A 26619-nucleotide genomic window follows, 5' to 3' on the forward strand; every position below is an offset into this window, starting at 1 on the left:
ATGACGACCGTGCGCACCCCGGACCCGCCGCTCGCCCGGGACACTCCTGCGGGCCCCCGGCGGCGGGACCGGCCGGACCGGCGCCGCCGCAAGAGCCAGCCGCAGGCCTTCGCGTTCCTGACGCCGTGGCTGCTCGGCGCGGTGGCGCTGACCGTCGGCCCGATGGTCGTCTCGCTGTACCTGTCGTTCACCGACTACGACATGTTCACCGCGCCGGACTGGGTCGGCTTCGGCAACTTCACGCACATGTTCACCGACGACGACCGCTACCTGCAGTCGGTGAAGGTCACGCTGATCTACGTCCTGGTCTCGGTGCCGCTGAAGCTGACGGTGTCGCTGCTGGTGGCGATGCTGCTCAACACCCGCCGCGGGGCGAACGGCTTCTACCGGGCGGCGTTCTACGCGCCCTCGCTGCTCGGCGCCAGCGTCGCGGCGGCGCTGGTGTGGCGGGCGCTGTTCATGGGCGGCGGCCCGGTGAACGAGGTGCTGGCGTTCTTCGGCTGGCACACGCCGAGCTGGGTCGACGACCCGCAGTTCAGCCTGGCGTCGATCGTGCTGCTCGGGGTGTGGCAGTTCGGCGCGCCGATGGTGATCTTCCTGGCCGGGCTCAAGCAGATCCCGGCGGAGCTGCACGAGGCCGCGGCGATCGACGGCGCGGGCGCGTTCCGCCGCTTCCGGCACATCACGCTGCCGATGCTGTCGCCGGTGATCTTCTTCAACCTGGTGATGGAGGCCATCCACGCGTTCCAGGCGTTCACCCCGGCGTTCGTCATCGGCGGCGGCCGCGGCGGCCCGGCCGACGCGGACCTGTTCTACACCCTCTACCTGTTCGAGGTCGGCTTCCAGGACTTCCGGATGGGCTACGCGTCGGCGATGGCGTGGGTGCTGCTGGCGGTGATCGCGATCGTCACGGCGATCGTGTTCCGCACGGCGAAGCTGTGGGTGTTCTACGACGACGCAGAGGAGCGCACATGACGGTGCTCCCGCGTTCGGCCCGGTCGTTCGGCTGGCACGTGCTGTGCCTGGTGATCGTGGCCGTGGTGCTGTACCCGCTGGTGTGGCTGGCGTTCGCGTCGGTCAAGCCGCCGGACGAGATCCTGTCGAGGCTGGCGCTGCTGCCGACGAGGTTCGTCTTCGACGGCTACACGAAGGGCTGGGAAGGCGCGGCGGACGTCGGGTTCGGCCGCTTCTTCTTGAACTCCTTCCTGGTGGCCGGGCTGTCGGTGGTGGCGAACGTGCTGTCGTGCTCGCTGGCCGCGTACGCCTTCGCCCGGCTGAACTTCCGGTTCCGCGGTGCGCTGTTCGCGTTCATGATCACGACGTTGATGCTGCCCTACCACGTGACGCTGATCCCGCAGTACGTGATCTTCCAGCAGGCCGGGCTGGTCAACACGTTCGTCCCGCTGATCCTGCCGAAGCTCCTGGCGACCGAGGCGTTCTTCGTGTTCCTGATCGTGCAGTTCATGCGCGGCATCCCGCGGGAGCTCGACGAAGCCGCGACCATCGACGGCTGTTCGGTGTACCGGACGTTCTGGCACGTGGTGCTGCCGCTGTCGAAACCGGCGCTCGTCACGACGTCGATCTTCACGTTCATCTGGACGTGGAACGACTTCTTCACGCAGATGGTGTACCTGAACGACACGGAGAAGTTCACGGTCCCGCTGGGGCTGCGGCTGTTCGTGGACACCAGCAGCCAGTCCAACTTCGGCGCGATGTTCGCGATGTCCGCGCTCGCGCTGGTCCCGATCGTGCTGTTCTTCCTCGCCTTCCAGCGCCTGCTGGTGGAGGGCGTGAGCACCAGCGGCCTGAAGGGGTGAGGGGATGCGCGAAGCGACGTGGCGGGCGGGCTTGGGGGAGTTCTCGGACTGCCTCCTGGCGGGATTGCTGGTCGCCTTGGCGTCCGTCCCGGTGGTGACGGCGGCCCCGGCGCTGGCGGCGGGCTGCCGCGCGCTCGACCGCTCCCGGCGCGGCGTCGGTGGTCCACTGTGGACGACTTTCTGGGCGGACTTCCGTTCGGCGGCCCGCGGTGGGGTGCTGTTCGGGCTCGGGTGCCTCGCGGCGGTGGCGGTGTTCGCGGTGGACCTGGAGGTGGCGGCATCGCTGCCGGGCGCGGCCCTGCTCCGGCCGGTACTGGGGGTGCTGGCCGGAGCGGCGGCGGTGCTCGCGGTGCGGACGTGCGAGGTGACGGCAACCCGCGGCTCGCCTGTGCTGCCGCCGGGCGGAGTGGTGGGTGCAGGCGTTGCGGCGGGGCGAGCTGTGGTGCCGCCGGGTGATGCGGTGTCGGCCGGCGATGCGGCGGGGCGAGCTGTCGTGTCGCCGGGCAGTGCGGGCGTTGCGGCGGGGCGGCGAGCTGGACTGGCGCCGGGTGATGCGGTGTCGGCCGGCGTTGCGGCCGAGCGGCGGGCTTTGGCGTCGCCAGGCCGTGAGGTGGCAGCCGGCGATGCGGCGGGGCGAGCTGTCGTGTCGCCGGGCGGCGGGATGGCCCCCGGCGCTCCTTCCTGGCGCCGGGCGATCCGCACCGCCGCCCGAGAATCGGCCGCCGCGCCCGGTAGTGCCGCCCTTCTCGGCGGGGCGATCCTGCTCTCCGCCGTTCTCGTCTGGATGCTTCCCATCCTCGCCCTCGTGGTCGCCGGGCCGCTCTGCCTCGCCGTCGTCGCGACCGGCGGGCGATCGTGATTCCCGCCGTCGTCGTCTTCGGGACCGCCGGGCACGCGCTCACCCACCTCCGCCGCGCGCGGGCGCTCCACGATCGCGGCGAGATCGTCCTCGCCGGAGCGTGTGACGTCCGCGAACCGCCGGAAGAAGCCCGCGCGCTCCTGCCGGACCACGCCGAACTCACCACCGATCCCGGCGAACTCGCCGCCGGGGCGGACATCGCCGTCGTCGCGACGCCGCCGCACACCCACCTGCCGCTCGCGCGCGTCGCGCTCGAGGCCGGGTGCCACCTGCTGGTCGAGAAGCCGCCGGTGCTCGACCTCGGCGGGTTCGCCGAACTCGAACGGCGGGCCCGTGACCGCGGCCTCGCCTGCCAGACCGGGTTCCAGAGCTTCGGGTCGGCCGCCGTCCCGCTCGTGCGGGCGGCGATCGGGCGGGGCGAGATCGGGACGGTCACCGGGATCGCCGCCGCCGGGGCCTGGATCCGGCGGGACCGGTACTTCGGGCGGACCGCGTGGGCGGGACGGCGCCGCGTCGGCGGGCAGCCCGTCGTGGACGGCGCCCTGACCAACCCGTTCGCGCACGCCGTCGCGACCGCGCTGCTGCTCAACGGGACCGCGAACCTCCTCCCGGACCGGCTGGCCGTGGAGCTCCACCGCGCCCGCGACATCGAGTCCGACGACACGGCGTGCGCGCGGCTCGCCTTCGCCGGCGCGCCGGACGTCGTCGTCGCGGCCACGCTCGCCGCCGCGGCCGATCACCAGCCCTACGTCCTCGTGCACGGGACCGAGGGCCGGATCCGCTGGGAGTACAAGACCGACCGGCTGGAGATCCGCGGCACGCCGATCCCCGTGGACCCGCCCGAAGACCTCCTGGTCAACCTCGTCGAGCACCTGCGCGGCGGCGTCGCGCTGCGGGCGCCGCTGTCCGCGACCCGCGCGTTCACCGCGCTCGTCGAGGCGGTCCGCGACGCGCCCGAGCCGCGGCCGCTGCCCGCCGAGTGGGTGCGGGCCGTCGGCACCGGCCCCGACCGGCACCACGTCGTGCCGGGTGTCGACGCCGCCGTGGACACCGCCGCCGAGCGGCTCGCCCTCTTCTCCGAACTCGCCCTGCCCTGGACCGGCGCCGGTGCTCGCGCCGGAGAGAGAGGTGATGGTGGTGCGTAAGTACGCGATCGTCGGCCTGGGCTCGCGGGCCGGGCTGTTCGCCCGGGCACTGGCCGGGTCGCCGCGGGCGGAGCTCGCCGCCTTCTGCGACACCACCGAAACCCGCATGCGCGTCCACAACGGCTGGCTGGGCACGGCGGTGCCCGGCTACCGGCCCGCCGACTTCGCCGCCATGCTGGCGAAGGAGCGCATCGACGTCGTCGTCGTGTGCACGCCGGACCACACGCACGCGGACTACGTCGTCGCGGCGCTCGAAGCAGGCTGCGACGTCGTCACCGAAAAGCCCATGACCACCGACGTCGACGGCGCCCGCCGGATCCTCGAGGCCCGGCGCGAGACGGGACGCTCGGTGCGCGTCACCTTCAACTACCGCTACAACCCGGTGCACCGCCGGGTCCGGGAGCTCCTGGCCGCCGGCGCGATCGGGGAGGTCGGCTCGGTCGAGTTCAGCTGGCTGCTCGACACCGCGCACGGCGCCGACTACTTCCGCCGCTGGCACCGCGACAAGGCGAACTCCGGCGGCCTGCTGGTGCACAAGTCCGGGCACCACTTCGACCTCGTCAACTGGTGGCTCGGCCGCGGCCCCGAGACGGTGTTCGCGCTGGGCCGGCTGTTCTTCTACGGCGAGGAGAACGGGCGGCGGCACGGCCGGCGGACGGACTACGCGCGCGGCACCGGCACCACCGGCGACCCGTTCGCGCTCGACCTCGACCGCTCGCCTCGGCTGCGCGCCCTCTACCGGGACGCCGAGGCCGAGGACGGCTACCTCCGCGACCGCACCGTCTTCGCACCCGGCATCACGATCGAGGACGACCTGTCGGTCCTCGTGCGCCACCACGGCGGGGCGGTGCTGAACTACCACTTGCACGCGTATTCGCCCCGCGAGGGCTACCGCGTCGCCTTTTCCGGCAGCGAGGGACGGCTGGAGCTCGACGTCCGGGAAAACGAGCACGCCACCGGCGCGGCCAAGTCCGTCGCGGACCTGCCACCGGGCGTGGTGCCCGAGCCCGGCCGGGCCCGGCTCACGCTGCAACGGCTCTGGGCGCCGCCCGAGGTCGTGCTCGACCAGGTCCTCGGCGAGGGGCACGGCGGCGGTGACGAACGGATGCTCGCCGAGCTGCTCGGGGACGCCGGGCCGGACGCGCTCGGCTGCGCGGCCGACCACGACGCGGGGCTCGCGGCGTTGCTCACCGGGCTGGCCGCCAACCGGTCGCTGGCGACCGGGCGGCCGGTCGCCGTCGCGGAGCTGCTCGCCGAGATCGGGGAGCCGTCGTGAGCCGCGCGGCGGTCGGGGACGGGACGCTGGCGCTGGCCGAGGCCGACGACGGCCGGGTGCGGGTCCGCCTCGGCGAGCTCGTGCTGGCCGAGTACGTGGTCGCGCCGCCGACCCCGGCCGGGGACTCGCCGAAGCCGTACCTGCACCCCCTGCGCACCACCGCGGGCGAGGTCGTGACCGCGGTCCGGCCGCACGACCACACGTGGCACAACGGCCTGCAGTTCACCATGGCCCACCTGTCGGGCGAGAACTTCTGGGGCGGCCGCACCTACGTCCGCGGCCGCGGGTACACCCCGCTGGACAACAACGGCACCGTCGGTCACGTCCGCTGGGAAAGCCTCGTGGCCGCGCCCGGGCACTGCGAACTCCGGCACGAGCTGGCCTGGCGCACCGCGGCCGGGCGGCGCTGGCTCACCGAGCACCGCACGCTGCGCTTCGGCGACGTCGATGTCGGCGGCGGGCACTGGACGCTCACCTGGACCAGCCGGCTGCGCAACACCAGCGGCCGCGAGCTGCGCTGGGGCAGCCCGGTCACCGAAGGACGGGACACCGCCGGCTACGGCGGGCTGTTCTGGCGCGGCCCGCGGTCGTTCGTCGGCGGCGAAGTCCGGACACCGGACGGCCGGAGCGCGGCCGGCGCGATGGGGCACCGGGCACCGTGGCTCGCCTTCACCGGGCGGCACGACGTCAGCCTGCGGACCTCGACGCTGCTGTTCGCCGACAGCCCGGTGAACCCCGCGTACCCGACGGCCTGGTACGTGCGCGCCGAGCCGTTCCCGGTGGTCAGCTTCGCGACGACCTACCACCGGCCGTGGCTGCTCGAACCGGGCGGCGAACTGACGCTGACCCACCACCTCGTCGTCGTCGACGGCGAGCCCGACCCCGCCCGGCTGGCCGAGCTCGCGGCCCGGGCGGCCGAGTGAAGGAGCTGCCATGTCCCGGAAGGCGCTCGTGGGGTGCCTCGCCCTGATCGGACTCACCTGCGCGGCGGCGCCCGCGTCCGCGCGGGGGCACGACCCCGGCCGCGTCGTGCTCGGCGCGCGCGACGGCTGGGCCGCGGCGACCACCGGAACGACCGGGGGAGCGGCCGCCGCTGTCGTCCGCACGGTGACCAAGCGCTCCGAACTCGTCGCCGCGCTGGCGGCGGACCCGGGCGCGCCGAAGATCATCCGCGTCCGGGGCACCATCGAGGGCAACGCGGACGACCGGGACCGGCCGATGAGCTGCACCGACTTCGCCGACCCCGGCTACACCCTGCCCGCCTACCTGGCGGCGTACGACCCGGCCACCTGGGGCAAGGTCGAGCCGTCGGGGCCGCTGGAGGAGGCGCGCGCCCGTTCGCAGGCCAACCAGGCGGCGCAGGTGGTGGTCGACGTCGGGCCGAACACGACGATCATCGGCGACCACGGCACGCTGCACGGGCTGACCCTGCGGGTGACCGGGGACAACGTGATCCTCCGGAACCTGAGCTTCGCCGACGCGCACGACTGCTTCCCGCAGTGGGACCCGCTGGACGGCGCCGACGGCAACTGGAACTCCGAGTACGACAACGTCGACCTGGTCGGCGCCACGCACGTCTGGGTGGACCACAACGACTTCGGCGACGGCGGGAACTCCCGGCAGCCGACGTACTTCGGGCGCAAGTACGAGGTGCACGACGGCCTGCTGGACATCGTGAACGGCTCGGACCTGGTGACGGTGTCGTACAACCGGCTGCACGACCACGACAAGACGATGCTGATCGGCAACACCGACAAGCCCACCCACGACGTCGGCAAGCTGCGGGTCACCGTGCACCACAACCTCTTTTCCGAGATCGGGCAGCGCGCGCCGCGGGTCCGGTACGGGCAGGTCCACGTCTACGACAACCTGTACTCGGTGCGGGACGCGGCGGCGTACACGTATTCGCTGGGTGTCGGCGTGGAGTCCCGGATCTACGCGGAGAACAACTTCTTCCGGATCCCCGCCGCGGTGCCGCCGGGCGCGCTGGTCGAGTACTGGAAGGGGACGGTGCTGCACGCGACCGGCACGCTGGTGGCGACCGGCACCGCGTGGCCGAGGCCGGTGGATCTGCTGGCCGAGTACAACGCGGCCAACGACCCGGACCTCGGTCCCGACGTCGGGTGGACGCCCACCCTGGTGCAGCGCCTCGACCCGGCGTGGCAGGTGCCGGCGCGCGTGCTCGCCGGTGCCGGGCCCGGGCGGTAGGCGTTCGACACTTTCGGCGTTTTCAGAAAAGCGGCCCGGGTGGCGACCATCCGGGCGACTTGGCCGCCACCCGCGCCGGGCGACATTGACACGGACTGCCCGCAACCCGAAACTCGGTGGCGAGAAAGCGCTTTCACAACCCGGTCGGACGTTTTCGTCAGCGCCGATTGAAGAATCAGACCAGGGAGTGATGAATGGTTTCCCCAGTGATTTCCCGGATGATCCGGGTGGCCGCGGTCGCCGCGCTCGTGGTTTCGGCGGCGGCGGGCACCGGCGCGAGCGCGTCGGCCGCCACCTGGCCGAGCCCCGGCACGAACGTGCCGGTCGGCGCGACGATCAAGGTCACCAGCGGCACCTACGACGGCGGGCTCAAGCGGTTCTACGGCACCGGCGACCTCGGGTCCGGCGGCCAGGACGAGGGCCAGGACCCGCTGTTCCAGCTCGCGAACGGCACCACGCTGAAGAACGTCGTCCTGGGCAGCCCGGCCGCCGACGGCGTGCACTGCCTCGGCACCTGCACGCTGCTCAACGTCTGGTGGGAGGACGTCGGCGAGGACGCGGCGACCTTCAAGGGCACCTCCGCCTCGCAGACCATGACGATCGACGGCGGCGGCGCCCGGAAGGCGTCGGACAAGGTGTTCCAGCACAACGGCCCGGGCACCATGTACATCCGGAACTTCGAGGTGAACGACTTCGGCAAGCTCTACCGCTCCTGCGGCAACTGCGGGACGCAGTACAAGCGCAACGTCGTCGTCGACAACGTCACCGCGACCGTGCCCGGCAAGACGCTCGTCGGCATCAACACCAACTACGGCGACACCGCCAAGCTGACCCGGATCACCATCGTCGGGGACTCGAGCCGCAAGATCGTGCCCTGCGAGAAGTACAAGGGCGTCACCAGCGGCGAGCCGACGAAGATCGGCAGCGGTCCCGACTCGACGAACTGCCTCTACACCACCGCCAACATCACCTACCGGTAGTCCGAGCCGCGCCGCGGGTGCCGGCCGCCGTCCGGCACCCGCGGCGCTCCCAGGGAGACGTCATGCTCAAGACCCTGCTCGTCGCTTCGGCGCTCGCGGCGCTGGTCACCCCGCCGGCCGGGGCCGCGGCCGGCACCGTCGTCGTGGCCAAGGACGGCTCCGGCGCATACCCCACCGTCCAAGCCGGGATCGACGCCGTGCCGGCGGGCGGCACCGTGTCGATCAAGCCCGGCACCTACCGCGAGGTGATCACCGTGCCCGCGGCCAAGACCGGCGTCACCCTGCGGGGAACCACCGGCAAGGCGGCCGACGTCGTCGTCGACTACGACAACGCCAGCGGGACGAAGAAGCCGGACGGCTCGACCTACGGCACCACGGGCAGCGCGACCGCGACCATCGCCGCGAACGGCTTCACCGCCACGGCGCTGACCTTCCGCAACTCCTTCGACCGCAAGGCCCACCCGGAGATCACCGCCACGCAGGCCGTCGCGGTCAAGACCACCGGCGACCGGATGGTCTTCGACAACGTCACCTTCCTCGGGCACCAGGACACGCTGTACGCCGACACCGCGGCCGTGGGCACGACCGGCCGCCAGTACTACCGGAACTGCTCGATCAGCGGCGACGTCGACTTCCTCTTCGGGCGCGCCACCGCGGTGTTCGACCGCGCGACGATCACCGCGCTCGACCGCGGTTCGAACCCCAACGGCTACCTGACCGCGGCCAGCACCCGGCGCACCAACCCGTACGGCTTCCTGATCGTGGGCAGCCGGGTGCTCAGCCCGGCCGCGAACGCGAGCTTCTACCTGGGCCGGCCGTGGCACCCGAGCGGCGACGTCGACGCGATCGCGCAGGTCGTGATCCGCGAGACCGCCCTGCCCGCGGCGATCAAGGCGACGCCGTGGACGGACATGTCGGGCTTCTCGTGGAAGGACGCCCGGTTCTTCGAGTACCGCAACACCGGGGCCGGCGCGGGCACCGGCGCCGACCGGCCGCAGCTCACCGCCGCGCAGGCCGCGGACTTCACCGCGCAGCGCTACCTCGCGGGCGGCGACGGGTGGAACCCCGTGCACTGACCCCGGAACCCCATCGAGTGCGAGGACACCCCATGCGCCTGCCCCGCCTGCTCGCCGTCCTGGCCGCCGCCCTGCTGAGCGCGCCGGCCGCCCAAGCCGCCACCTACCCGGACCCGGGGTACGTCACCGGGGACATCACGGCGGTGCACGACCCGTCGATGATCCGGGCGGCGGACGGCAGCTACCTGCTCTACTCGACCGACCAGTACCTGCAGATCCGCCGCTCGACCGACCGCATCCACTTCACGAAGATCGGCTCGGTGTGGCCGGACGGCGCACCGTGGACCGCGCCGTTCACCGACCCGGCCCACCCGGGCTACCTGTGGGCGCCGGACATCTCGTTCCACAACGGCAGGTACTACCTGTACTACGCGGCTTCGACGTTCGGCTCGCGCAACTCGGCGATCTTCCTGGCCACCAGTGCGACCGGGCTGCCGGGGAGCTGGACCGACCAGGGCATCGTCACGCGGACGAGCACGAGTGACGACTACAACGCGATCGACCCCAACCTCTTCGTCGACTCCTCGGGCCGGTGGTGGCTGAGCTTCGGCTCGTGGTGGACGGGCATCAAGATGTACCGGCTCGATCCGGCGACCGGGAAGCGCAGCACGGCCGACCCGGCGCTGCGGAGCATCGCCCAGCGCACGGGCAGCACGTCCGCGGCCGAGGCGCCGTACATCGTGCAGCACGGGAGCTACTACTACCTGTTCGTTTCGTGGGATCTCTGCTGCCAGGGCACGAAGAGCACGTACCGCGTGATGGTCGGCCGGTCGACGTCGATCACCGGGCCCTACACCGACCGCGACGGCGTCCGCCTGACCGCGGGCGGGGGCACGCAGATCCTGGCGAGCCACGGTGCCGTGCACGGCCCCGGGCACGTGGCGGTGCTGCACGACTCCGACGCGGACGTGCTGGTCTACCACTACTACTACTCCGACGCGACGCCGGCGACGGGCAAGCTCGGCATCAACCTCATCGGCTACGACAGCGCCGGCTGGCCGTACGTCTTCTGATCCGCGGGAGTTGTCATGCGCCTGTTCCTGGCGATCGCCGCCGTGCTGTCCGTCGCGGCCGCCCCGGCCGCGGCGGCCGACGTCCCGGTCACCGACGCGAACCTCGCGTACACCGGCCGCTGGACCACCGAGGCCGCCGGCGCGGTCCCGCACTGGGCCGGCGGCTACGTCACGGCGAAGTTCACCGGCACGACGGTGAAGGTGAAGGCCCGCGACACGGTGAACTTCTACGCGAGCGTCGACAACGGTCCCGACGTGTTCTTCGCCGGGGTGAAGGGGGTCGTCGCGCTGACGCCGTCGGCCCTGCCCGCCGGCACGCATTCGCTGCGGCTGTCCTACCGCTCCGGCGACACGATCTTCCAGGGCCTGGTCCTCGACGCGGGCGCGAAGACGGTGCCGGTCACGCTGCCGCCGAAGCTGGTCGAATTCGTCGGCGACTCGATCACGTACGGCGCGTTGACGAGCAAGCTCGCGCTGTCGGCCTACGGCTGGCGGGTGGGGGAGCAGCTCGGCGTGCGGCACACGCAGATCGCGCGCTCCGGGTACTGCCTGGTGGCGGCGTCCGGTTGCGCCGGCCAGGCGGCGCAGTTCTTCCGCACCGACAGCACCGGCGACGCGGCCTGGGACTTCACGCGCTACCAGGCTTCCGCGGTGGTGGTCAACCTCGGCACCAACGACGTGGGGCACGGCGTCAGCGGCCCGGTTTTCCAGGTGGCGTACACGAAGTTGCTGCGGGACATCAGGGCGAAGTACCCGAACGCGACGCTCTTCGCCTTCGAGACGTTGAAGCAGCGGTACGTCTCGGAGACGAAGAACGCGGTCGCGGCGGCGGGGGACGCGAAGGTCCGGTTCATCACCACCGAAGGCTGGCTGACGACCGGCACGGACTACGCGGACGGCGACGGCCACCCCAACGACGCCGGCCACGCGAAGATCGCCGACCGGCTGGCGCCGATCCTCGCCCCGCTCCTCGGTCCCTAGCCCGGTCCCAGCGCGGCGCCCGCGACCGCGCCGCCGGGCTCTTTCAGCTCGATGAACAGGGAGTGCGTCGGCGTGGTGCCGACGTTCTCGCCCGAATGCTCCTGCGCCGCGACCCAGCGCACCGCGCCGGCGGGCAGGTCCACGCCGACCTCGCGGCCGCCGGCGGAGATGCGGCGGCGGAACGCGCTCAGCGTGACCATGACCGTGTCGGGGTGCCGGTGGGGCGCGGTGCGGTCGCCGGGGCGGTCGCGGTACTCCAGCACCCGCACCCGCTCGTTCTCGAAGACCACCTGGTACAGCTCGGGGTTCGTCTCGGCCGGGTCACCGGTCATGGCCGCCTCCTTCGTGGGACGTGAGTACCATGATGGCATGGCAGTACCATATGAGTCCACCGGCCGGCAGCGGCAGAAGGGCCGGACCCGGGCCGCGCTGGTCGAGGCCGCGCACGCGCTGCTCGCCGACGGCGGGTCGCCGACGGTCGAAGACGCGGCCGCGGCCGCCGGGATTTCCCGCACCACCGCCTACCGCTACTTCCCCAACCAGCGCGAGCTGCTGCTGGCCGCCTACCCGGAGATCCAGGACGACGCCCGCCTGCTGCCCCCGGACGCGCCGGCCGACCCCGTCGCGCGGCTCGAGCTGGTGATGCGGGAGTTCATCGCCTTCACGCTGCGCTGGGAGCCGCAACTGCGCGCCCAGCTCCGGCTGTCGCTGGAACCCGGCGCCCCGCAGCCGGTGCTGCGTCGCGGGCGGGCGATCCGCTGGATCGAGGAGGCGCTCGCCCCGCTCGCGGACACCCACCCGCACCTGGACGTCCACGGCCTGGCCACGGCGATCCGCTCGGCGTCGGGCATCGAGTCCCTGGTGTGGCTGACCGACATCGGTGGGCTCGACCGCCCGCGGGCCGCGCAGGTGCTGGCGAGTTCGGCGCGGGCCATCCTGCGGGAGGCCCTCCTCACGTGATGGACACCGTCGCCACGCACGAATCGGTGCCGTTGTCGAACGTCGTCGACGCGTTCCCCACCGCGGTCACCGGCACGTCGAGGCCCGACGGCAGCGTCAGGCTCGTGCTCCCCGACGTCGGCACCGACCGGGTGTAGATCGTGTGCGTCGTGAAGCCGTCGCGGTAGGAGATCCGCAGGAGCAGGTTGCCCGCGTCGCCGATGTACGGGCCCGACGAAGTCGTCGCCCCGACCATGTGGTGGAAGCCGCCGGACGTCTCGTACTTGAGGGTGAACGAGCCGCCGAAGTCGCCGGAGTGGCAAACACCGGTTTTCTGGGTGAGGGTGGCCGCCTGGGCCGGGGTCGCCAGCACCGTCGCGCCGGCCACGAGTGCCGCCAGCCCGGCTCGGATCGCAGTCTTCATGGCGTCATCCTGGCGGGTCCCGCTTCCGTTCCGCTTCTCTCCAGGCGGTGGTGCGGACCAGCAGGACCGGGCAGGCGGCGTGGTGCAGCAGGGCCTGGCCGGTGGAGCCGAGCAGCAGACCGGGGAAGCCGCCGCGGCCGCGGTCGCCGAGGACGACGAGCTGGGCGCCGCCGCTGCGCGCGATCAGCTCCCGCCGCGGGTGGGCGTGCACCAGGACCCGCTCGACCTCGACGTCGCCGGTGTCGTGCGCCAGCACCCGCTCGCCGAGCAGCCGGTGCCCGGCCTCGGTGACGCAGCGGGGGTCCTGGCGCGGCGGCGGGGTGTCCGCCCAGGCGTGCAGCACGACGAGCGGGGCACCGCGGGTCCGCGCTTCGGCCAGCGCGGCTTCGAGGACCCGGGCGCCGGCGTCGCTGCCGTCGATCCCGGTGACGACCGGGCGGTCCGCCGCGTCCGGCTCGTCCCAGCTGTCCCCGCGGACGACGACGGTGTCGCAGCGGGCGTGCGTCCCGACGGCCGCGGCGACCGAGCCCGCCAGCAGGCTGGTGAGCCGCCCGTGCCCGGCCGAACCGACGACGAGCAGCGTCGCGGACCTCGACGCCTCGATCAGCGCCTGCGCCGCGCGGTCGGAGTCGAGCCGGGTGACGGCGTCCCGGACACCCTGCGCGGCGGCGAGTTCCCCGGCGGTCCGCAGCGCCCGGCGCCCCCGCGCCCGCAGCGCGTCCACCAGCTCGTCCGGCGGCGGCACGACCCCACCGGCGAGCAGCGCGGGCACGTCGAGGGCGTGCACGACCTCGAGGGGCGCACCCCGCAGCCGTGCGGTCCGCGCGGCCCAGCGAACGGCGTCGAGCGACTCGGCCGACCCGTCCACCCCGGTGACGATCGGCGGTCCGGTCATCTTCACGACTGTAGGCCGGAGCGGTCGTCGTCGGGAGCCTGGCGGGGATGTCATGAACGGGTCGTTCAGGTCGTCGGGTGAGGTGAACGACCCGTTCATGACGTTCGGGTGCCGCCGCTCCGGCAAAACCAGGGGGGCGTGCGGTCGCGGGCGGGGCCGGTCTCGGGCAAGATCTGCGGCGTCCCCCGAACGGACCGGAGGAGCCGATGGCGGTGCTGGTCGTGGCGGCCGCGGTGCTCGGGCTGCTCGTCGGGTCGTTCCTCAACGTCGTCGTCCACCGGGTGCCGCGGGGCGAGTCGGTCGTCCGCCCGGCCTCGCGCTGCCCCGGCTGCGGGCAGGAGATCCGCGCGCGGCACAACGTCCCCGTCCTCGGCTGGCTCGTGCTCCGCGGCCGGTGCGCCGGCTGCGGCAGCCGGATCAGCGTCCGGTACCCGCTGGTCGAGCTGGGGACGGCGATCCTCTTCGTGCTCCTCGCCCTGCGGCTCGGCCCGCCGGACCTGCCCGCCTATCTCTACTTCGGCGCGATCGGCATCGCGCTCGCCCTGATCGACCTCGACTGCCGCCGGCTGCCGGACGCGATCGTGCTGCCCGCCTACCCGGTGCTCGCCGTGCTGCTCGCCGCGTCGGCCTGGTACCGCGGCGACTGGTGGTCGCTCACCCGCGCGGGGATCGGCGGGGCCGCCCTCTTCGCCTTCTACCTGCTGCTCGCCCTCGCCCACCCCAAGGGCATGGGCTTCGGGGACGTCAAGCTCGCCGGCCTGCTGGGCGGGATCCTCGGCTACCTCTCCTGGACGGCCTTGGTGCTCGGCGCGTTCGGCGGCTTCCTGCTCGGCGCGGTGGCCGGCGTCGTCGTGCTGGCGGCGGGCAAGGGCGATCGCAAGACGGCGCTGCCGTTCGGGCCGTTCATGATCGCCGCGGCGCTGATCGCGGTCTTCGCGGCCGGGCCGCTCGGCCAGGCCTACCGGGACCTGGTCGGCCTGGCCTGAGCGGTCACCGGTTCCCGGACCAGCTGAGCACCGACACCTGTCTCGCGCCGGGCACCGGGTTGGCCGGGTCGCCGTCGACGTAGGCCACCCGGGCCCGGGCCGCCGGGGTGCCGCCCGGGGCGCACGTGCCCGCCCCGGGGCAGACGTACGCCGCCAGGTAGACGCCGAAGACGAAGCCAGGGGAGTCGTCGGGAACTTCGATCACCGCGCCGGTGAACGAGACGCTGCCGGTTTCCTTCACCCACAACGACCGGGCGATCACGCCGAAGCGGAAGATCGGTTCGATCGCGTTGTTGAGCGTGATGTCCAGGACGGCCTTCGGCGCGTACGTCGTCCCCTGCACGTAGAACCGGTTGCCGGAGTTGTTCACCGACGTCACCATCGCGCACGCCGCGCTGTTCGTGTACAGCAGCTGGGTGCACCCGTTCTGCGCGCGCAGCGCGGGCGGGGTGTAGGTGAGCTCCAGCTGGAGCGCGTCGAGCTGTTCGGTGCCCTTGTGCTTGAGCGCCGCGGTGTACCCCAGCTGCGCACCGGTGAACCCGCCGTCGTACACCTGCTGCGAGAGCGCCGCGGTGACGTCGACCAGATCGGTGTGCAGGACCTTGTCCGGGTACGACGGCACCCCGAACTTGTCCGCACCCAGCTGGACGGACAGGTTGTCCTGGCTCGACCCGTTGTCGTTGCCGTGCACCACCCGGATCTTCGCGGACTTGAGCAGGGACCCGGCCGGGATCGCGGCGGGCGGCGCGTAGCCGGTCGCCGTCACGGTCGCGCTCTGGTTGCCGTTGCCGTTGTTCGTCCACGTCGCGAAGTTGCCGTCCACAGTGGACAGGCTGCCGGCCGGGGCGCTGGTGAAGGTCCCGGCCGGCGTGCCGGACGGCGTGAGCGTCGCGGTCACCGGGGCCTCGACGCCGGACGTGAGCCCGTACAGCGCCACCGGCGGCTTCGTGCCGCTGTAGGACCCGCAGATCTCGGCCTCCGCGGCCTTGACCGCGAGCCGGCTGTCGCCGCCGAAGACGAACTGGACACCGGCCGCCTTCGCGTCTTCGATCGGGTTGTCGCACGCGCCCGGGATGGCCGAGCCGGCCGCCGACGGCGCGGCGATGATCCGGCCGGCGCGGTCCACCGGCGTGCCGGCGACCAGGCGGCCGCTGTTGATCGTCCAGACGTCGTCGCCCGCGGGGAGGCCCGGCGGGCGGGTGACCTCGCTGTTGCGGAAGTCGAAGTAGTACGCGCCCGGCTTGAACCACCAGATGCTGTCCTTGCACGGGCTGCTGTTGGTCATCAGCGCGGACAGGCCGACCGCGTCGTCGTAGAAGCCGGGCTCGAACGTCACCACCGGGCCGGTGCAGCCGGGCACGCCCCGGTGGGCCGGCACCGACGTCAGCGCCGGGGCGTAGCCGGGATCGGCGCCCAGGCCCGACCCGGGGTAGCCGCAGTTCGCCGCCGGCGTGCTCCGGATGGTGCCCGCGCAGGCCCCGCGCGCGTACACCGCGGTGTTGGTGTCGAGTGAACCGTTGACGACGTTGATGGTCGAGTTCGAATAGACGACGCCGTGGACGCGGAACGAGGAGCCGCTCGGCTGCTGGATGTTGAGGCCGTCCTCGCCGCCGGTGCCGAGGGTGAGGATCGCGCTGCCCGGCCGGTTGCACGCGCTCAGCGACGGGCACTGGATGAGCACCTTCGCCGGGTCCGCGGTGCACGTCACCGCGGCCGACCCGCCGCTGCCGAAGCCCGGCAGCGCGAGGGTGTCGGACCCGCCGAAGCACTGCTGCCCGGGCGCGCCGGTGAAGGTGCTGTTCCGGATGCTGTTGATCCCCGCCTGCAGCGCGCCGTCGGCCGTGTAGGCGGCCGCCGCCTGGTCGCGGAGGTTGACCGTGGCGCGGACGCTGGTGTCGGCGAAGGACAGCAGCGCGCCGAGCACCACCGCGACGACCGTGACGAGGATGAGCACCAGCGGCAGCGCGGCCCCGGTGTCGTCGCGCTTCATGTCTGCCTCCGTTGGCCGAACAGGGTGATGGGGTAGGGGTCGGCGCCGGCCGCGACCGCGGTGAAGGTGAACCGCACCCACTGCGGCACCGCCGCGTCCGTGCAGGTGCCGGCGCAGGTGACGGCCGGGGTGCCGGGCTGCACGTTGTGCGCGACGACCGCGTCGGACACCGGCACCGGGGACCCGAGGCAGCGCAGGCGGTGCAGCTCGGTCCCGGACAGGTAGTAGGCGACGACGGCGGTGCGCCGGGTCGCGGCCGGCGTGCCGGTGTCCCAGTCGTCCGACAGCAGCCGCACGACCGAAACCGGGGTCGCCGCGGTGCCGCAGACCTGGCCGCCCGCGTCGTAGGCGGCGTTCAGCTGGATCGACGGCGAGAACGGGACCTGGCCGTTGGCCACCTGCCCCGTGAAGTCGCGCAGCCCGGTCGCGGCGACGTCCTGGGCGAAGAACGCCGAGCTCTGCTGGGCGTCGTGGGAGACGGCGAGGCGGGCGGAGGTCGCGTCGGTGTTCTTGATCGCGACGACGACCGCGGTGGCGATCGGCGCGGCGACCACGCCGAGGATCACGATGACGACGAGCAGCTCGACGAGCGTGAACCCGGCGTCGGAGCGGCGGTTCAGCACGGCGCCTCCCCGAGCCCGCAGCGCTTGCGCACCACGACTTCCAGGCGTTCGCTCGCGCGCCCGTCGCCGCTGGCGACCTGCACGGTCAGCTGCTGCAGCCCGGTGTCGGTGCCGCAGGTGGCCGACCACGCCGAGCCGGTCCAGTACTTCACCGAGGCCACCGAGCTGATGAACCCCGACGGCACCGTGAAGCCGGCCGGTGCGGCGTACTTCGCCGGCGCCGCGCACGGGAAGTACCCGCCCGCCATGACCTGGTTCTCGATCGCCTCGCCGAAGTCGCGCACGCCCGCGCCGGCGGTCGCCTGCTTGCGGTGGACGTCGGACATCAGCACGCTCACGCCGATGCCGCCGACGATCGCGGCGACCGCGACGCCGAGCACCGCGACGGCGACCAGCAGCTCGAGGAGGCTCTCGCCCCGGTCGTCGGCGCGCATCAGACGTGCACCTGCGTGAAGATGCCGTACATCGCCGACACGAGCGCGACCGCGACGAACCCGACGACCAGGCCCATCACCACGATGACGGCGGGCTCGAACAGCGCGGTCAGCTTCTTCAGCCGGTAGTCCAGCTCGCCTTCGTAGTACTGGGCGGTGACCTCGAGCTGGGTGTCGAGCGTGCCGGTGTCCTCGCCGACGCGGATCATCTGCGCGGCGGTCACCGGGAACAGCCCCGAGCCGGTGAGCGGGCGGGCCAGGCCTTCGCCTTCGAGCACGGCGTGCGCGACGCGGGCGAGCGCCCGCATGAAGACGCGGTTGCGCAGGGAATCCGTCGCCACCCGCAGGGCCTCCGGCAGCGGCACCCCGGCGCTCACCATCGACGAGAGGATCCGGCAGAACCGCTCGACGAGCGCGTGCCGCACGGTCGGGCCGATCGCGGGCACGGCCAGCAGCACCCGGTCCCGCGCGTACCGCCCGCCCGGCGTCCGCACCCCGAGCACGTACAGCGCGATCACGGCGGCGAGCCCCACCAGCAGCGCCCACCACCACTGGCCGAGGAAGTCGGTGACGGCCAGCAGCATCCGCGTCGGCAGCGGGAGCTTCGCGTTGAGGCTGGCGAAGAACACCTTGAACCGCGGCAGCACGAACGTCGCCAGCACCACGACGGTGACGACGGACATCAGCGCGATCATCGCCGGGTAGATCAGCGCGGCCTTGATCTTGCGCCGGGCTTCGAGGTCGCGTTCGAGGTAGTCGGCGAGCTGGTCGAGGACGACGTCGAGCTGCCCGGTCAGCTCCGCCGAGCGCAGGATCTCGCGGTAGAACTCGGGGAAGATCTTCGGGTGCCGGTCGACGCAGTCCGACAGCCGGTCGCCGCCGCGCAGGCCGAGCTCGACGTCCCGCAGCATCCGGGCCACCGACGAGTTCGCGGCCTCCTCGCCGAGGATGCGCACCGCGTCGATGAGCGGCAGCCCGGCCCGGACGAACGCGCCGAGCTGGCGCGAGAGGTGCAGCACGACCTCGCGCTTGACCCGGGGTGCGGTCAGCTCCAGGCTCAGCACGCTCTTCTTCTCGGTGAGCTCGATGTCCCGCAGTTCGCGCTCGTACAGCGCGAGCGCGGCGGCGTCGAGGTCGGCGGCCTTCTGCACCCCGCGGGTGCGCTGCCCGTCCGGGCCGGTCGCGACGTAGGCGTACCGGTTCATCGCGCGCCTCCGGTGAGGTAGATCGACCGCAGCACCTCGGCCGGGGTGGTGACGCCCTCGGCGATCAGCCGGAGCGCCTCGTCCTGCAGCGTCCGCATGCCTTCCTTGCGGGCCAGCTCGTGCACCTCGCGGTGCGGCGCGCTGTCCAGCACGAGCGAGCGGATCCCTTCGCTGACCGGCATCAGCTCGTAGACGCCGGTGCGGTCCAGGAACCCGGTCTGGGCGCAGAAGTTGCAGCCGGTGCCCCGGACGAACCCGCCGTCCGGGCCCGCCGCGTTCATCGAGTCCAGAAAGGACAGCTCTTCGGCGGAGGGCCGGTAGTACTCGCGGCAGCGCAGGCAGATCCGCCGGACGAGCCGCTGGGCGAGCACGGCGGTGACCGAGGACGCCACGAGGAAGTTCTCGATGCCCATGTCGAGCAGCCGGTGCAGCGCCGACGCGGCGTCGGTGGCGTGCAGCGAGGAGAGCACGAAGTGCCCGGTGAGCGCGGACTGCACGGCGATGCGGGCGGTGTCGACGTCGCGGACCTCGCCGACGAGGATGACGTCGGGGTCCTGGCGCAGGATCGACTTCAGGCCGTCGGCGAAGGTGACGCCGGTCTGCTCGTTGATCTGGATCTGGTTGATCGAGGACATGGTGTACTCGACCGGGTCCTCGATGGTCATGATGTTGCGCTCGGCGCTGTCGAGCTCGCCCAGCGAGCCGTAGAGCGTCGTCGTCTTGCCGCTGCCGGTCGGCCCGGCGCAGATCACCATGCCGTAGGGCGACTGCAGCACCGAGCCGTAGCGCGCCGCCATCTCGGCGGGCATGCCGAGCTGCGGCAGCCGGAACAGCGGGCGGCTCTTGTCGAGCAGCCGGAGCACGACCTTCTCGCCGCCGACGACCGGCGTGGTCGCCACCCGGATGTCCACCGGCCGGTCCTCGACGGCCATGCTGATCTGGCCGTCCTGCGGGCGGCGGCGTTCGACGATGTTCATCCCGCCGAGGATCTTGATCCGGCTGGTCACCGCGGGGCCCATCGACCCGGGCAGGTCCAGCACGTCGTGCAGCACGCCGTCGATGCGGTAGCGGACGCGGACCCGCTCGGCCTGCGGCTCGACGTGGATGTCGGAGGCCCGGTCGCGCAGCGCCTGCTTGATCATCAGCGCGACGACGTGCACCACCGGCGCGTCGTCGTTCGCGGTGGCCGCCGGCTCGGCGCGGGTCGCGTCGCGCCGGACGGCGTCCCGGGCTTCGAACGCCTTGACCTGCCGGTCGACGCCGGTGAGGGCGCGGTAGGTGCGTTCGACGGTGGCGAGGATGTCGGCGCGGGCGGCGACCGCGACGGTCACCGGCCGGCCGAGCGCCTCCTGCAACGCGGGTGCGGTGCCCGGGTCGGCGACCGCGACCAGCACGCTGTCTTCGCGGACGGCGAGGGGGATCGCGCAGAGCTCGCGCGCTTTCGCTTCGCCGAGCAGGTCGGCGGCCGCGCGGTCCGGGGTCACCGTGCGCAGGTCGACGGTGCGGGGCTGGGTGCGGAGTCTCATGCCGGCACGCTCCGGGGCCGCGGGCGCGGGTCGATGTCCTGCGGGTGGAGGCTGCGGGCGGCCGCGTCGGCGGGGGAGACCAGGCCGGCGGCGACGAGCGCGGACAGCGACTGCTCCAGCGTCACCATGCCTTCGCGGTGGCCGGTCACCAGCGCGTTGCGCAGCTGGTGCGGCTTGCCCTCCTTGATCAGGTTGCGCACGGCGGTGTTCGCGACGAGCACCTCGAACGCGGCGACCAGCCCGCCGCCGACGCGCGGCAGCAGCCGCTGGTAGACGATCCCGGTGAGCGCCGCGGCGAGCTGCACCCGCACCTGTTCCTGCTGCCCGGCCGGGAAGACGTCGATCATCCGGGCGAGGGACTGCGCGGTGTCGTTGGTGTGCAGCGTGGCGAAGACCAGGTGCCCGGTTTCGGCGATGGTGAGGGCGAAGCGGATCGACTCGAGGTCGCGCATCTCGCCCACCAGCAGGACGTCGGGGTCCTCACGCAGCGCGCTGCGCAGGGCGGCCGGGAAGGACTCGGTGTCGGTGCCGACCTCGCGCTGGTTCACCGCGGAACGGCGGTGCTCGTGGACGTACTCGATCGGGTCCTCGACGGTGAGGATGTGGCAGGCGCGCTCGTGGTTGATCCGGTCGATGACGGCGGCGAGCGTCGTCGACTTGCCCGAGCCGGTCGGCCCGGTGACGAGCACGAGACCCTGGTGCCGGCGGGCGAAGTCGCTCAGGACCGGCGGCAGGCCGAGGTCGGCCATGGCGGGGATCCGGCGCGGGATCATCCGCAGCGCGACGACGGTGGCGCCGCGCTGGGTGAAGGCGTTGCCGCGGACGCGGGCGTGGTCGCGCCAGCTGAAGGAGAAGTCGAATTCGTGGGCGGTGCGCCAGGCGCGGGCCTGCTCGTCGGTGAGCAGCTCGCCGAGCAGGGCGTCGGTGTCCTCGCCGGAGAGGACGGGGTGCCCGGCGACCGCGGCGAGGTCGCCGTGCACGCGCAGCTGGGGCGGCAGGCCGGCGGTGAGCAGCAGGTCGGTGCCGCGGGCTTGCCAGAGCGCTTCGAGCAGGCCGTCGGCGCGGCTGCCGGTCAGGGTGGGCATGGGTTCCCTCCGGGGCGAGGAGGCCGCGGGGCGGGTCGCCCCACCCCGCGGCGTGGTTCAGTGGGTGCAGGCGCCGGTCGCCTTGACGACGCCGGCGGCGATGGTGATCGTGTAGCCGTTGGTGGTGGACGGTTCGTCCTTCAGGTAGCCGGCGGTCTTCAGCGCCGCCGGGTCCGCGGCGTAGCCGCCGGTCTTGGCGTAGAAGGCCTCGTTGGCGGTCTCGACGCTCTTCCAGTCGGCGTTGCACGCGGCGGCCTTGCCTTCGCCGTTGAACGCCTGCACGGCGAACACGACGACGCCGGCGAGCACGCCGAGGATCACGACGACGATGAGCAGTTCGATCAGGGTGAAGCCGTCCTCGTTAGCGCGGGCGGCACGCAGTCTTTCCAGCATGAGCTTTTCCTTTGCGTTGCAGGGGTTTCGGGGTGTTCCGGAATCAGCAGGCGGCCACCTCCGGGGAACGGGCCCCCTGCCAGGTGCCGGCGACCGCGCGCACGCTGACGTACACCTTGTTGTTGCCGGGCAGGGGGATGGTGGCCGACGTGGTCGTGGCGGTGCCCGCAACGGAAGCGGTGCCGCCCGGGGCGGTCGCGGTGAGAAGCTCGAAGCCCGGCGGCAGCGGAGCCGGGTAGTTCCAGCGCAGCGTGGCCGTGGGACTGCCGCCGCCGTTGTTGCACTTCGCCGAGTCGACGATGGGCTTGTCCGGTGTGGACAGTCGCAGGGCGGCCGCGCCGGCGGTGCCGGAGCCGCTTTTCAGCCACGCCGCTTCGGCCTGGCCGCCGATCGCCGTGGTCGCCAGCAGCGCGGCCGCGAAGATCACCCGGGTGGTGCTCACTGGCTCACCACCGTGACGGTCACCGGGATCGTGAACACCGCGCCCTGGCAGGAGTCGTCGGCGGAGGACGCCATCGACACCGCGGTGGTCAGGGTGAGGGTCGCGGTCGCCCCGGCGGCCAGCACGGAGTTCGGCTGCTGCGCGATCCAGGTGACGGCGCTGCCCGGGCAGGAGCCGGTCGCGGTCGGTGTGCCGTTGGCGGTGACTCCGCTGACCTTCACCCCGTACGGGTTGGGGTTGGTGATCCGGATCAGGGCGGTGCCGGAGGTCCCGGGGTAGAGCAGGCCGGTGGTGAGCGCCGCGGCGTCCACCGTCCCGGTCGACGGCGCGGACGCGGTGCCCGCCTTCGCGCCGGCCGTGCCGGCGCCGGAGCTCGTCCACGCCGCGACGGCGATCCCGCCGCCCAGCGTCGCGCCGACCACCGCGGTGACCACGAGCACGCGGCGCAGGGTCGGGTTGTTCATGGCTTGACCGCCGTTCCTGTGTACGTCAGGGGAAAGGTGAGGGCGCGGCACGCGTCGGGCGTGCCGGGGAGCATGTGCGTGGTGAGCGCGACGTCGGCGGTGCCTTTGCCGGGCACCGTGACGGGCGCGGCGAGCGCGTCCACCCGCACCGACGAAGCCGGGCAGGCCGCGACCGTCCGGCCCCGGTCGTCGACGGGCTTGCCGACCGCTGCCGACACCGTCTCGACCCGGATGGGGAAGTTTTCGGCGTTGCCGAGCCGGATCCACCGCGTCCCGGTCGCCCCGGGGAAGAGTGCGGTGGCCCGGCCCGGCACGTCGCCGATGGCGAACTGTTTGATGCCGTTGCCGTTCGCGGTGTTCGCCACGGGCGTCGGGGCGAGCGCGAACCACCCGAGCAGGACGGCCGCGAGCGCGCCGATCCGCCGCCTGGACATCGTTCGGATCAGGCGTTGGAGGACAGCGTGGCGGTGAGCGGCAGCGTGAACGTCTGGCTCTTGCAGGCGTCGGTGGCGTTGCCGTTCATGGTCGCGGTGAGGGTGTAGGTGCCTTCGCCGTGCGCCAGGATGGTGCCCGCCAGGTCCCCGGGGACGCTCGTCACGGTTCCGGCGGCGCAGCCGTTGACCGCGTTCGAAGAGCCGTTGCTGATGCTGTTCACCACGACCGGGTAGTCGTTGGGGTTGGAGATCTTCACCGTGAAGGTGGTCGAGCCGCCGGGGTAGAGCGCGCTGCCCGAGTTGCCGGGCGTGATCACCGAGGCGACATCGGTCTTCGAGGTGACCGTGCCGGTGCCGGCGCCGGTGCTCGTCCAGGCCGCGTAGGCGACACCGGCGACGACGACCGCTCCGGCAGCGCCGAGGACGATGGCGGACCGCTTGCTGATCTTGCGCATGGGTTCTCTCCAGGAATTCGCTGTGTCGGGGAGGCCCGGGTGGACCGTCACGAAGAGTGTGCGAATCCGGGTGTGCCCAGCACCTCAGGCGACCGGCCCGACTGCGAAGGACAGAGGTCCCTTGCGCCGTTCGGCCCAGCGTGTTACGCGCGCGGGATCGAGCCGCCGCGACCGTGTTTCACCGCGGAAGAGTTCCGTTGCGGGACCGTGACCTGGGGTGATGCGCACCCGTTCGGCCGAATGGCGGCGGCCGGTGCGGAGGCTTCGCGGCGGGCTCTCCGAAGGCCGCCGGCGGGGTCCGGAGTGCCGTCCCCGGGCCCTGCGCGGTGATGACTTTCGGTAACAATTCTCCGCGTGCTGAAACGCACCCGCCGAAGACCCTCCGGGCGGCCCTTGACGCGCCTCCCGGCGTCCCCCGATCATTCCCGTCGCTCACCCCCGGGAGAACGAGGTACCCCGTGAAGAACCGCCTCGCCGTCGTGGTCCTCGTGTGTGCGGCCGCCGTGCTGGTCCCGGCCGCCGCGCACGCCGATCCCATCGACGGCGGCACCTTCTCCGTGCTGAGCTACAACGTCGCCGGGCTGCCCGAAGGCATTTCGAGCGCACCGACCCCCCGCGAGCCCGCCACGACGGCGATCGGGCAGCGGCTGGGCCCGTACGACGTGGTGCACGTGGAGGAGGACTTCAACTACCACGCCACGCTCTACGCGGCCGACCACCACCCGTACCGCACCCCGACGAGCGGCGGCGCGGGGATCGGCAGCGGCCTGAACACGCTGTCCTCGCTGCCCTACGACACCGGCGACTTCGAGCGCGTGCGCTGGAACTCGTGCCAGTTCGACTCGGGCGACTGCCTCACCCCCAAGGGGTTCACCTTCATGCGGCTGAGGCTCGCCGAAGGCGTGTACGTCGACACCTACAACGTGCACACCAACGCGGGCACGAACGACGGCGACCAGGCGTCGCGCGCGTCGAACCTGGCGCAGCTGACGGCGTTCATCCGCACCCGCTCGGCGGGCAACGCGGTGCTCGTCCTGGGCGACACGAACACGCGCTACACCCGCGCGGCGGACACGATCGCCGCGTTCGCCGCGGACAACGGCCTCACCGACGCGTGGGTGAAGCTCGTCCGCGGCGGGACCGCGCCCGCGCCGGGCAGTCCCGCGCTGGTGTGCGACCCGCAGCACGTCACCGACGACTGCGAAGTCGTCGACAAGGTCCTCTACCGCGGCAGCCCGCTCGTGTCCCTCGGCGCGACGGCGTACCACAACGAGCACGCGGGGTTCCTCGACGACGCGGGCCGGATGCTGTCCGACCACGACCCGGTCAGTGTCCGCTTCGACTGGACGCGCAACCCGGAACTGCGCCTGTCCGACCAGTTCGGCGGCCCGCACGGCGACTACTTCACCGACGTCGCCGCCCTCCCGCCGGGCGCCCGCGTCCGGACGCTGTCGCTGCGCGCCGGCTCGCGGGTGGACCAGCTCGGGGTGACGCTCGAGAACGGCACGGTGCTGACCCACGGCGGTGCCGGCGGGACGGCGGCCGCGCTCACCCTCGGCGCCGGCGAGTACGTCACGGAAGCGACGGTGTGCCAGGGCAGCTACCAGGGGCGGACGCGGATCTTCTCGGCGGCGTTCACGACCAGCACCGGCCGCACCCTCGCGGGCGGCTCGGTGACGCCGGACTGCGTGACGCGCACGACACCGGCGGGCTGGCAGCTCGCCGGCTTCCACGGCCGCGCCGGCGGCGAGGTCGACAAGGTCGGGTTCGCCTACACCCGGCGCTGAGCGGTGCGCCGCGCGGACCAGCCGAGCAGGGCCAGTTCCACGAGCGCGAACCCGGTCAGCACGGCCGATCCGGGTGCCAGGAGCATCGCCAGCCCGACGAGCAGCACCGGCAGCACGAGACCCGCGTAGGCGGCGAGGAACAGCGCCGCCAGCACCTCGCCGCGGGTGCGGTCGTCCGCGAGCGCCGCCACCGTCCCGGCCGACGCGCGGAAGCCGAGGCCGAACCCGGCGCCCGCCAGCACGCTCGCGGCGAAGAACAGTGGGAGTGAAGCCGCGAGCGCCGACGCCGTCAGCAGCGCCAGCCCGGTGCCCATCAGCACGTACCCGGACTTGAGCTGCGGGCGCGTGCCGAGCCGTGAGAACGCGATCTGGGCGAGCGCCGCGCTGCCCAGCATCGTGAACGGCGCGACCCCGGCGAGCAGGCGTGACGGCTCGTGCAGTTCGTGGGCCAGCAGGGCCGGGGCGAGCGCCATGAACAGGCCGCTCAGCGCGAACGCGGCGAACGCGCCGAGTGCGGCGCCGGTGAACTCGCGCCGGGCGGCCGGCGGCAGCGAGAGCCGCTGCGGGCGGTAGGCCGGGCGCTCTTCCCGGCGTTCCACCGTCTCCGGCACCAGGCTCACCGCGATCGCTTCGAGCAGGAGCACGACCAGGAACACCGCGAACGGCGTGCTGAGCGGGTGGCCGGCGAACCGCGCGAACAGCCCGCCCACCAGCGGGCCGAGCGCCAGGCCGCCGGCGTTCACCACGGTCGCGGTGAGGGCGGGGGCGCGCAGCTCGGACAGGTGCGCGGTGGCGGTCGCGGTGAGCACGCCGATGCCGGCGCCGCTGACCAGCCGGGCGACGATCAGGCCGGGGACATCCGGCCACAGCAGGAACAGCGCGGCGGCGAGGGCCTCCGCGAGCAGGCCGGCGAGCAGGACGCGGCGGCGGCCCAGCCAGTCGCTGACGTGCCCGGCCAGGTACAGGCTCAGCATCACCCCGACCGCGTACGCGGCGAAGACCACCGTGACGAGGAAGGCGGGGAAGCCGTCGCGCTGCTGGTAAAGCGCGTACAGCGGGGTCGGCACGGTGGAGAACGCGAGCGCCGTCGCGAACGCGACCGCGACGACGCGGAAACCCAGCCCGTGGCTCACGCGGAGCCGGGCGGGGGACAGGGTGACGGACATCGGGACCTTCCGGGAC

At 72.8% G+C, this 26619-nt stretch carries 29 protein-coding genes; 14 read left to right on the forward strand and 15 right to left on the reverse strand.

The genetic code is table 11. From position 1 onward, the window contains the following. The 11 genes from AB5J73_RS34590 to AB5J73_RS34640 all read left to right on the forward strand — a co-directional run bounded on the left by AB5J73_RS34590 (nt 1) and on the right by AB5J73_RS34640 (nt 11355). Nucleotides 1-975: a carbohydrate ABC transporter permease gene (locus AB5J73_RS34590; RefSeq protein WP_370963002.1), complete on the forward strand. Its 975-nt coding sequence runs from the start codon at nt 1-3 to the stop codon at nt 973-975. Beyond that, complete coding sequence (locus tag AB5J73_RS34595; protein WP_370963003.1) at nt 972-1817, forward strand: carbohydrate ABC transporter permease; 846 nt, start codon at nt 972-974, stop codon at nt 1815-1817. Before AB5J73_RS34590 ends, AB5J73_RS34595 begins: the two co-directional genes overlap by 4 nt. Before the next feature lie 4 nt (nt 1818-1821). Beyond that, the gene (locus AB5J73_RS34600) at nt 1822-2676 is read left to right on the forward strand and encodes a DUF624 domain-containing protein (RefSeq protein ID WP_370963004.1); all 855 of its coding nucleotides are present in this window, start codon (nt 1822-1824) and stop codon (nt 2674-2676) included. Continuing rightward, on the forward strand, nt 2673-3821 hold the full coding sequence (locus tag AB5J73_RS34605; RefSeq protein ID WP_370963005.1) for a Gfo/Idh/MocA family protein: 1149 nt from the start codon (nt 2673-2675) through the stop codon (nt 3819-3821). The genes AB5J73_RS34600 and AB5J73_RS34605 overlap by 4 nt, the downstream gene beginning before the upstream one ends. Then, nucleotides 3808-5097, forward strand: coding sequence for a Gfo/Idh/MocA family protein (locus tag AB5J73_RS34610; protein ID WP_370963006.1), 1290 nt, complete (start codon nt 3808-3810; stop codon nt 5095-5097). Before AB5J73_RS34605 ends, AB5J73_RS34610 begins: the two co-directional genes overlap by 14 nt. Further along, nucleotides 5094-6020 (forward strand): PmoA family protein, encoded by a 927-nt coding sequence (locus AB5J73_RS34615; protein ID WP_370963007.1) that lies wholly within the window; start codon nt 5094-5096, stop codon nt 6018-6020. The genes AB5J73_RS34610 and AB5J73_RS34615 overlap by 4 nt, the downstream gene beginning before the upstream one ends. Before the next feature lie 10 nt (nt 6021-6030). Continuing rightward, the gene (locus AB5J73_RS34620; RefSeq protein ID WP_370963008.1) at nt 6031-7305 is read left to right on the forward strand and encodes a polysaccharide lyase family 1 protein; all 1275 of its coding nucleotides are present in this window, start codon (nt 6031-6033) and stop codon (nt 7303-7305) included. A 209-nt stretch (nt 7306-7514) separates the two neighbouring features. Further along, the gene (locus AB5J73_RS34625) at nt 7515-8285 is read left to right on the forward strand and encodes a pectate lyase (protein ID WP_370973425.1); all 771 of its coding nucleotides are present in this window, start codon (nt 7515-7517) and stop codon (nt 8283-8285) included. 62 nt (nt 8286-8347) lie between these two features. Then, entirely contained in the window at nt 8348-9361 is a 1014-nt protein-coding gene (locus AB5J73_RS34630) for a pectinesterase family protein (protein ID WP_370963009.1), read from the forward strand. A 32-nt stretch (nt 9362-9393) separates the two neighbouring features. Continuing rightward, nucleotides 9394-10374, forward strand: a complete 981-nt coding sequence (locus AB5J73_RS34635; protein WP_370963010.1) for an arabinan endo-1,5-alpha-L-arabinosidase — start codon at nt 9394-9396, stop codon at nt 10372-10374. Nucleotides 10375-10389: 15 nt separating this feature from the next. Beyond that, nucleotides 10390-11355 (forward strand): GDSL-type esterase/lipase family protein, encoded by a 966-nt coding sequence (locus tag AB5J73_RS34640; RefSeq protein ID WP_370963011.1) that lies wholly within the window; start codon nt 10390-10392, stop codon nt 11353-11355. On the opposite strand, the gene AB5J73_RS34645 is transcribed toward AB5J73_RS34640, so the two are convergent. Next, on the reverse strand, nt 11352-11687 hold the full coding sequence (locus AB5J73_RS34645) for a cupin domain-containing protein (RefSeq protein ID WP_370963012.1): 336 nt from the start codon (nt 11685-11687) through the stop codon (nt 11352-11354). The genes AB5J73_RS34640 and AB5J73_RS34645 overlap by 4 nt on opposite strands. 37 nt (nt 11688-11724) lie before the next feature. Between AB5J73_RS34645 and AB5J73_RS34650 the strand changes: the two genes are divergently transcribed. Then, on the forward strand, nt 11725-12315 hold the full coding sequence (locus tag AB5J73_RS34650; protein ID WP_370963013.1) for a TetR/AcrR family transcriptional regulator: 591 nt from the start codon (nt 11725-11727) through the stop codon (nt 12313-12315). Here the strand turns inward: AB5J73_RS34650 and AB5J73_RS34655 are convergent. After that, nucleotides 12308-12718, reverse strand: a complete 411-nt coding sequence (locus tag AB5J73_RS34655; RefSeq protein WP_370963015.1) for a hypothetical protein — start codon at nt 12716-12718, stop codon at nt 12308-12310. The two genes, AB5J73_RS34650 and AB5J73_RS34655, sit on opposite strands and share 8 nt — an antisense overlap. Before the next feature lie 4 nt (nt 12719-12722). Further along, entirely contained in the window at nt 12723-13613 is an 891-nt protein-coding gene (locus AB5J73_RS34660; protein WP_370963016.1) for a universal stress protein, read from the reverse strand. 206 nt (nt 13614-13819) lie between these two features. Here AB5J73_RS34660 and AB5J73_RS34665 point away from each other — a divergent pair, with 206 nt between their 5' ends. After that, nucleotides 13820-14599: an A24 family peptidase gene (locus AB5J73_RS34665; RefSeq protein WP_370963018.1), complete on the forward strand. Its 780-nt coding sequence runs from the start codon at nt 13820-13822 to the stop codon at nt 14597-14599. A gap of 4 nt (nt 14600-14603) precedes the next feature. Here the strand turns inward: AB5J73_RS34665 and AB5J73_RS34670 are convergent, their stop codons facing one another. Genes AB5J73_RS34670 through AB5J73_RS34720 form a run of 11 tightly spaced genes read right to left on the reverse strand, consistent with a single transcriptional unit; the run spans nt 14604 to nt 23650 of the window. Next, a complete protein-coding gene (locus AB5J73_RS34670; RefSeq protein ID WP_370963019.1) occupies nt 14604-16589 on the reverse strand; it encodes a hypothetical protein in 1986 nt (661 codons plus the stop codon). Beyond that, entirely contained in the window at nt 16586-17212 is a 627-nt protein-coding gene (locus AB5J73_RS34675; protein ID WP_370963021.1) for a prepilin-type N-terminal cleavage/methylation domain-containing protein, read from the reverse strand. Before AB5J73_RS34675 ends, AB5J73_RS34670 begins: the two co-directional genes overlap by 4 nt. Then, a complete protein-coding gene (locus AB5J73_RS34680; RefSeq protein WP_370963022.1) occupies nt 17206-17646 on the reverse strand; it encodes a type II secretion system protein in 441 nt (146 codons plus the stop codon). The genes AB5J73_RS34675 and AB5J73_RS34680 overlap by 7 nt, the downstream gene beginning before the upstream one ends. Beyond that, entirely contained in the window at nt 17646-18851 is a 1206-nt protein-coding gene (locus AB5J73_RS34685; protein WP_370963023.1) for a type II secretion system F family protein, read from the reverse strand. Before AB5J73_RS34685 ends, AB5J73_RS34680 begins: the two co-directional genes overlap by 1 nt. Further along, nucleotides 18848-20377: a GspE/PulE family protein gene (locus tag AB5J73_RS34690; protein WP_370963024.1), complete on the reverse strand. Its 1530-nt coding sequence runs from the start codon at nt 20375-20377 to the stop codon at nt 18848-18850. The genes AB5J73_RS34685 and AB5J73_RS34690 overlap by 4 nt, the downstream gene beginning before the upstream one ends. After that, nucleotides 20374-21462, reverse strand: coding sequence for a type IV pilus twitching motility protein PilT (locus tag AB5J73_RS34695; protein WP_370963025.1), 1089 nt, complete (start codon nt 21460-21462; stop codon nt 20374-20376). Before AB5J73_RS34695 ends, AB5J73_RS34690 begins: the two co-directional genes overlap by 4 nt. Before the next feature lie 57 nt (nt 21463-21519). Continuing rightward, nucleotides 21520-21855, reverse strand: coding sequence for a competence type IV pilus major pilin ComGC (locus AB5J73_RS34700; protein WP_370963026.1), 336 nt, complete (start codon nt 21853-21855; stop codon nt 21520-21522). A gap of 43 nt (nt 21856-21898) precedes the next feature. After that, nucleotides 21899-22297 carry a hypothetical protein gene (locus AB5J73_RS34705; protein WP_370963027.1) on the reverse strand — a complete coding sequence of 133 codons (399 nt, stop codon included), beginning with the start codon at nt 22295-22297 and terminating at the stop codon, nt 21899-21901. Continuing rightward, on the reverse strand, nt 22294-22761 hold the full coding sequence (locus AB5J73_RS34710) for a hypothetical protein (RefSeq protein ID WP_370963028.1): 468 nt from the start codon (nt 22759-22761) through the stop codon (nt 22294-22296). The genes AB5J73_RS34705 and AB5J73_RS34710 overlap by 4 nt, the downstream gene beginning before the upstream one ends. Further along, nucleotides 22758-23195, reverse strand: coding sequence for a hypothetical protein (locus tag AB5J73_RS34715; protein WP_370963029.1), 438 nt, complete (start codon nt 23193-23195; stop codon nt 22758-22760). Before AB5J73_RS34715 ends, AB5J73_RS34710 begins: the two co-directional genes overlap by 4 nt. Nucleotides 23196-23203: 8 nt before the next feature. Then, nucleotides 23204-23650 (reverse strand): hypothetical protein, encoded by a 447-nt coding sequence (locus AB5J73_RS34720; protein WP_370963030.1) that lies wholly within the window; start codon nt 23648-23650, stop codon nt 23204-23206. 458 nt (nt 23651-24108) lie between these two features. Between AB5J73_RS34720 and AB5J73_RS34725 the strand changes: the two genes are divergently transcribed. After that, complete coding sequence (locus AB5J73_RS34725) at nt 24109-25437, forward strand: jacalin-like lectin (RefSeq protein WP_370963031.1); 1329 nt, start codon at nt 24109-24111, stop codon at nt 25435-25437. Here the strand turns inward: AB5J73_RS34725 and AB5J73_RS34730 are convergent. Next, nucleotides 25422-26603, reverse strand: a complete 1182-nt coding sequence (locus tag AB5J73_RS34730; RefSeq protein WP_370963032.1) for an MFS transporter — start codon at nt 26601-26603, stop codon at nt 25422-25424. The genes AB5J73_RS34725 and AB5J73_RS34730 overlap by 16 nt on opposite strands. Nucleotides 26604-26619 lie beyond the last annotated feature (16 nt).

The sequence above is a fragment of the Amycolatopsis sp. cg9 genome, from assembly GCF_041346945.1.
Classification (GTDB): domain Bacteria; phylum Actinomycetota; class Actinomycetes; order Mycobacteriales; family Pseudonocardiaceae; genus Amycolatopsis.

Coding starts and splice junctions, on each gene's coding strand:
- AB5J73_RS34610 (WP_370963006.1), top strand. CDS start 3,808: ATGGTGGTGCGTAAGTACGCGATCGTCGGCCTGGGCTCGCGGGCCGGG.
- AB5J73_RS34710 (WP_370963028.1), bottom strand. CDS start 22,761: ATGAACAACCCGACCCTGCGCCGCGTGCTCGTGGTCACCGCGGTGGTC.
- AB5J73_RS34620 (WP_370963008.1), top strand. CDS start 6,031: ATGTCCCGGAAGGCGCTCGTGGGGTGCCTCGCCCTGATCGGACTCACC.
- AB5J73_RS34660 (WP_370963016.1), bottom strand. CDS start 13,613: ATGACCGGACCGCCGATCGTCACCGGGGTGGACGGGTCGGCCGAGTCG.
- AB5J73_RS34590 (WP_370963002.1), top strand. CDS start 1: ATGACGACCGTGCGCACCCCGGACCCGCCGCTCGCCCGGGACACTCCT.
- AB5J73_RS34640 (WP_370963011.1), top strand. CDS start 10,390: ATGCGCCTGTTCCTGGCGATCGCCGCCGTGCTGTCCGTCGCGGCCGCC.
- AB5J73_RS34685 (WP_370963023.1), bottom strand. CDS start 18,851: ATGAACCGGTACGCCTACGTCGCGACCGGCCCGGACGGGCAGCGCACC.
- AB5J73_RS34655 (WP_370963015.1), bottom strand. CDS start 12,718: ATGAAGACTGCGATCCGAGCCGGGCTGGCGGCACTCGTGGCCGGCGCG.
- AB5J73_RS34695 (WP_370963025.1), bottom strand. CDS start 21,462: ATGCCCACCCTGACCGGCAGCCGCGCCGACGGCCTGCTCGAAGCGCTC.
- AB5J73_RS34595 (WP_370963003.1), top strand. CDS start 972: ATGACGGTGCTCCCGCGTTCGGCCCGGTCGTTCGGCTGGCACGTGCTG.
- AB5J73_RS34600 (WP_370963004.1), top strand. CDS start 1,822: ATGCGCGAAGCGACGTGGCGGGCGGGCTTGGGGGAGTTCTCGGACTGC.
- AB5J73_RS34690 (WP_370963024.1), bottom strand. CDS start 20,377: ATGAGACTCCGCACCCAGCCCCGCACCGTCGACCTGCGCACGGTGACC.
- AB5J73_RS34680 (WP_370963022.1), bottom strand. CDS start 17,646: ATGCGCGCCGACGACCGGGGCGAGAGCCTCCTCGAGCTGCTGGTCGCC.
- AB5J73_RS34635 (WP_370963010.1), top strand. CDS start 9,394: ATGCGCCTGCCCCGCCTGCTCGCCGTCCTGGCCGCCGCCCTGCTGAGC.
- AB5J73_RS34630 (WP_370963009.1), top strand. CDS start 8,348: ATGCTCAAGACCCTGCTCGTCGCTTCGGCGCTCGCGGCGCTGGTCACC.
- AB5J73_RS34730 (WP_370963032.1), bottom strand. CDS start 26,603: ATGTCCGTCACCCTGTCCCCCGCCCGGCTCCGCGTGAGCCACGGGCTG.
- AB5J73_RS34700 (WP_370963026.1), bottom strand. CDS start 21,855: ATGCTGGAAAGACTGCGTGCCGCCCGCGCTAACGAGGACGGCTTCACC.
- AB5J73_RS34715 (WP_370963029.1), bottom strand. CDS start 23,195: ATGTCCAGGCGGCGGATCGGCGCGCTCGCGGCCGTCCTGCTCGGGTGG.
- AB5J73_RS34645 (WP_370963012.1), bottom strand. CDS start 11,687: ATGACCGGTGACCCGGCCGAGACGAACCCCGAGCTGTACCAGGTGGTC.
- AB5J73_RS34670 (WP_370963019.1), bottom strand. CDS start 16,589: ATGAAGCGCGACGACACCGGGGCCGCGCTGCCGCTGGTGCTCATCCTC.
- AB5J73_RS34650 (WP_370963013.1), top strand. CDS start 11,725: ATGGCAGTACCATATGAGTCCACCGGCCGGCAGCGGCAGAAGGGCCGG.
- AB5J73_RS34665 (WP_370963018.1), top strand. CDS start 13,820: ATGGCGGTGCTGGTCGTGGCGGCCGCGGTGCTCGGGCTGCTCGTCGGG.
- AB5J73_RS34720 (WP_370963030.1), bottom strand. CDS start 23,650: ATGCGCAAGATCAGCAAGCGGTCCGCCATCGTCCTCGGCGCTGCCGGA.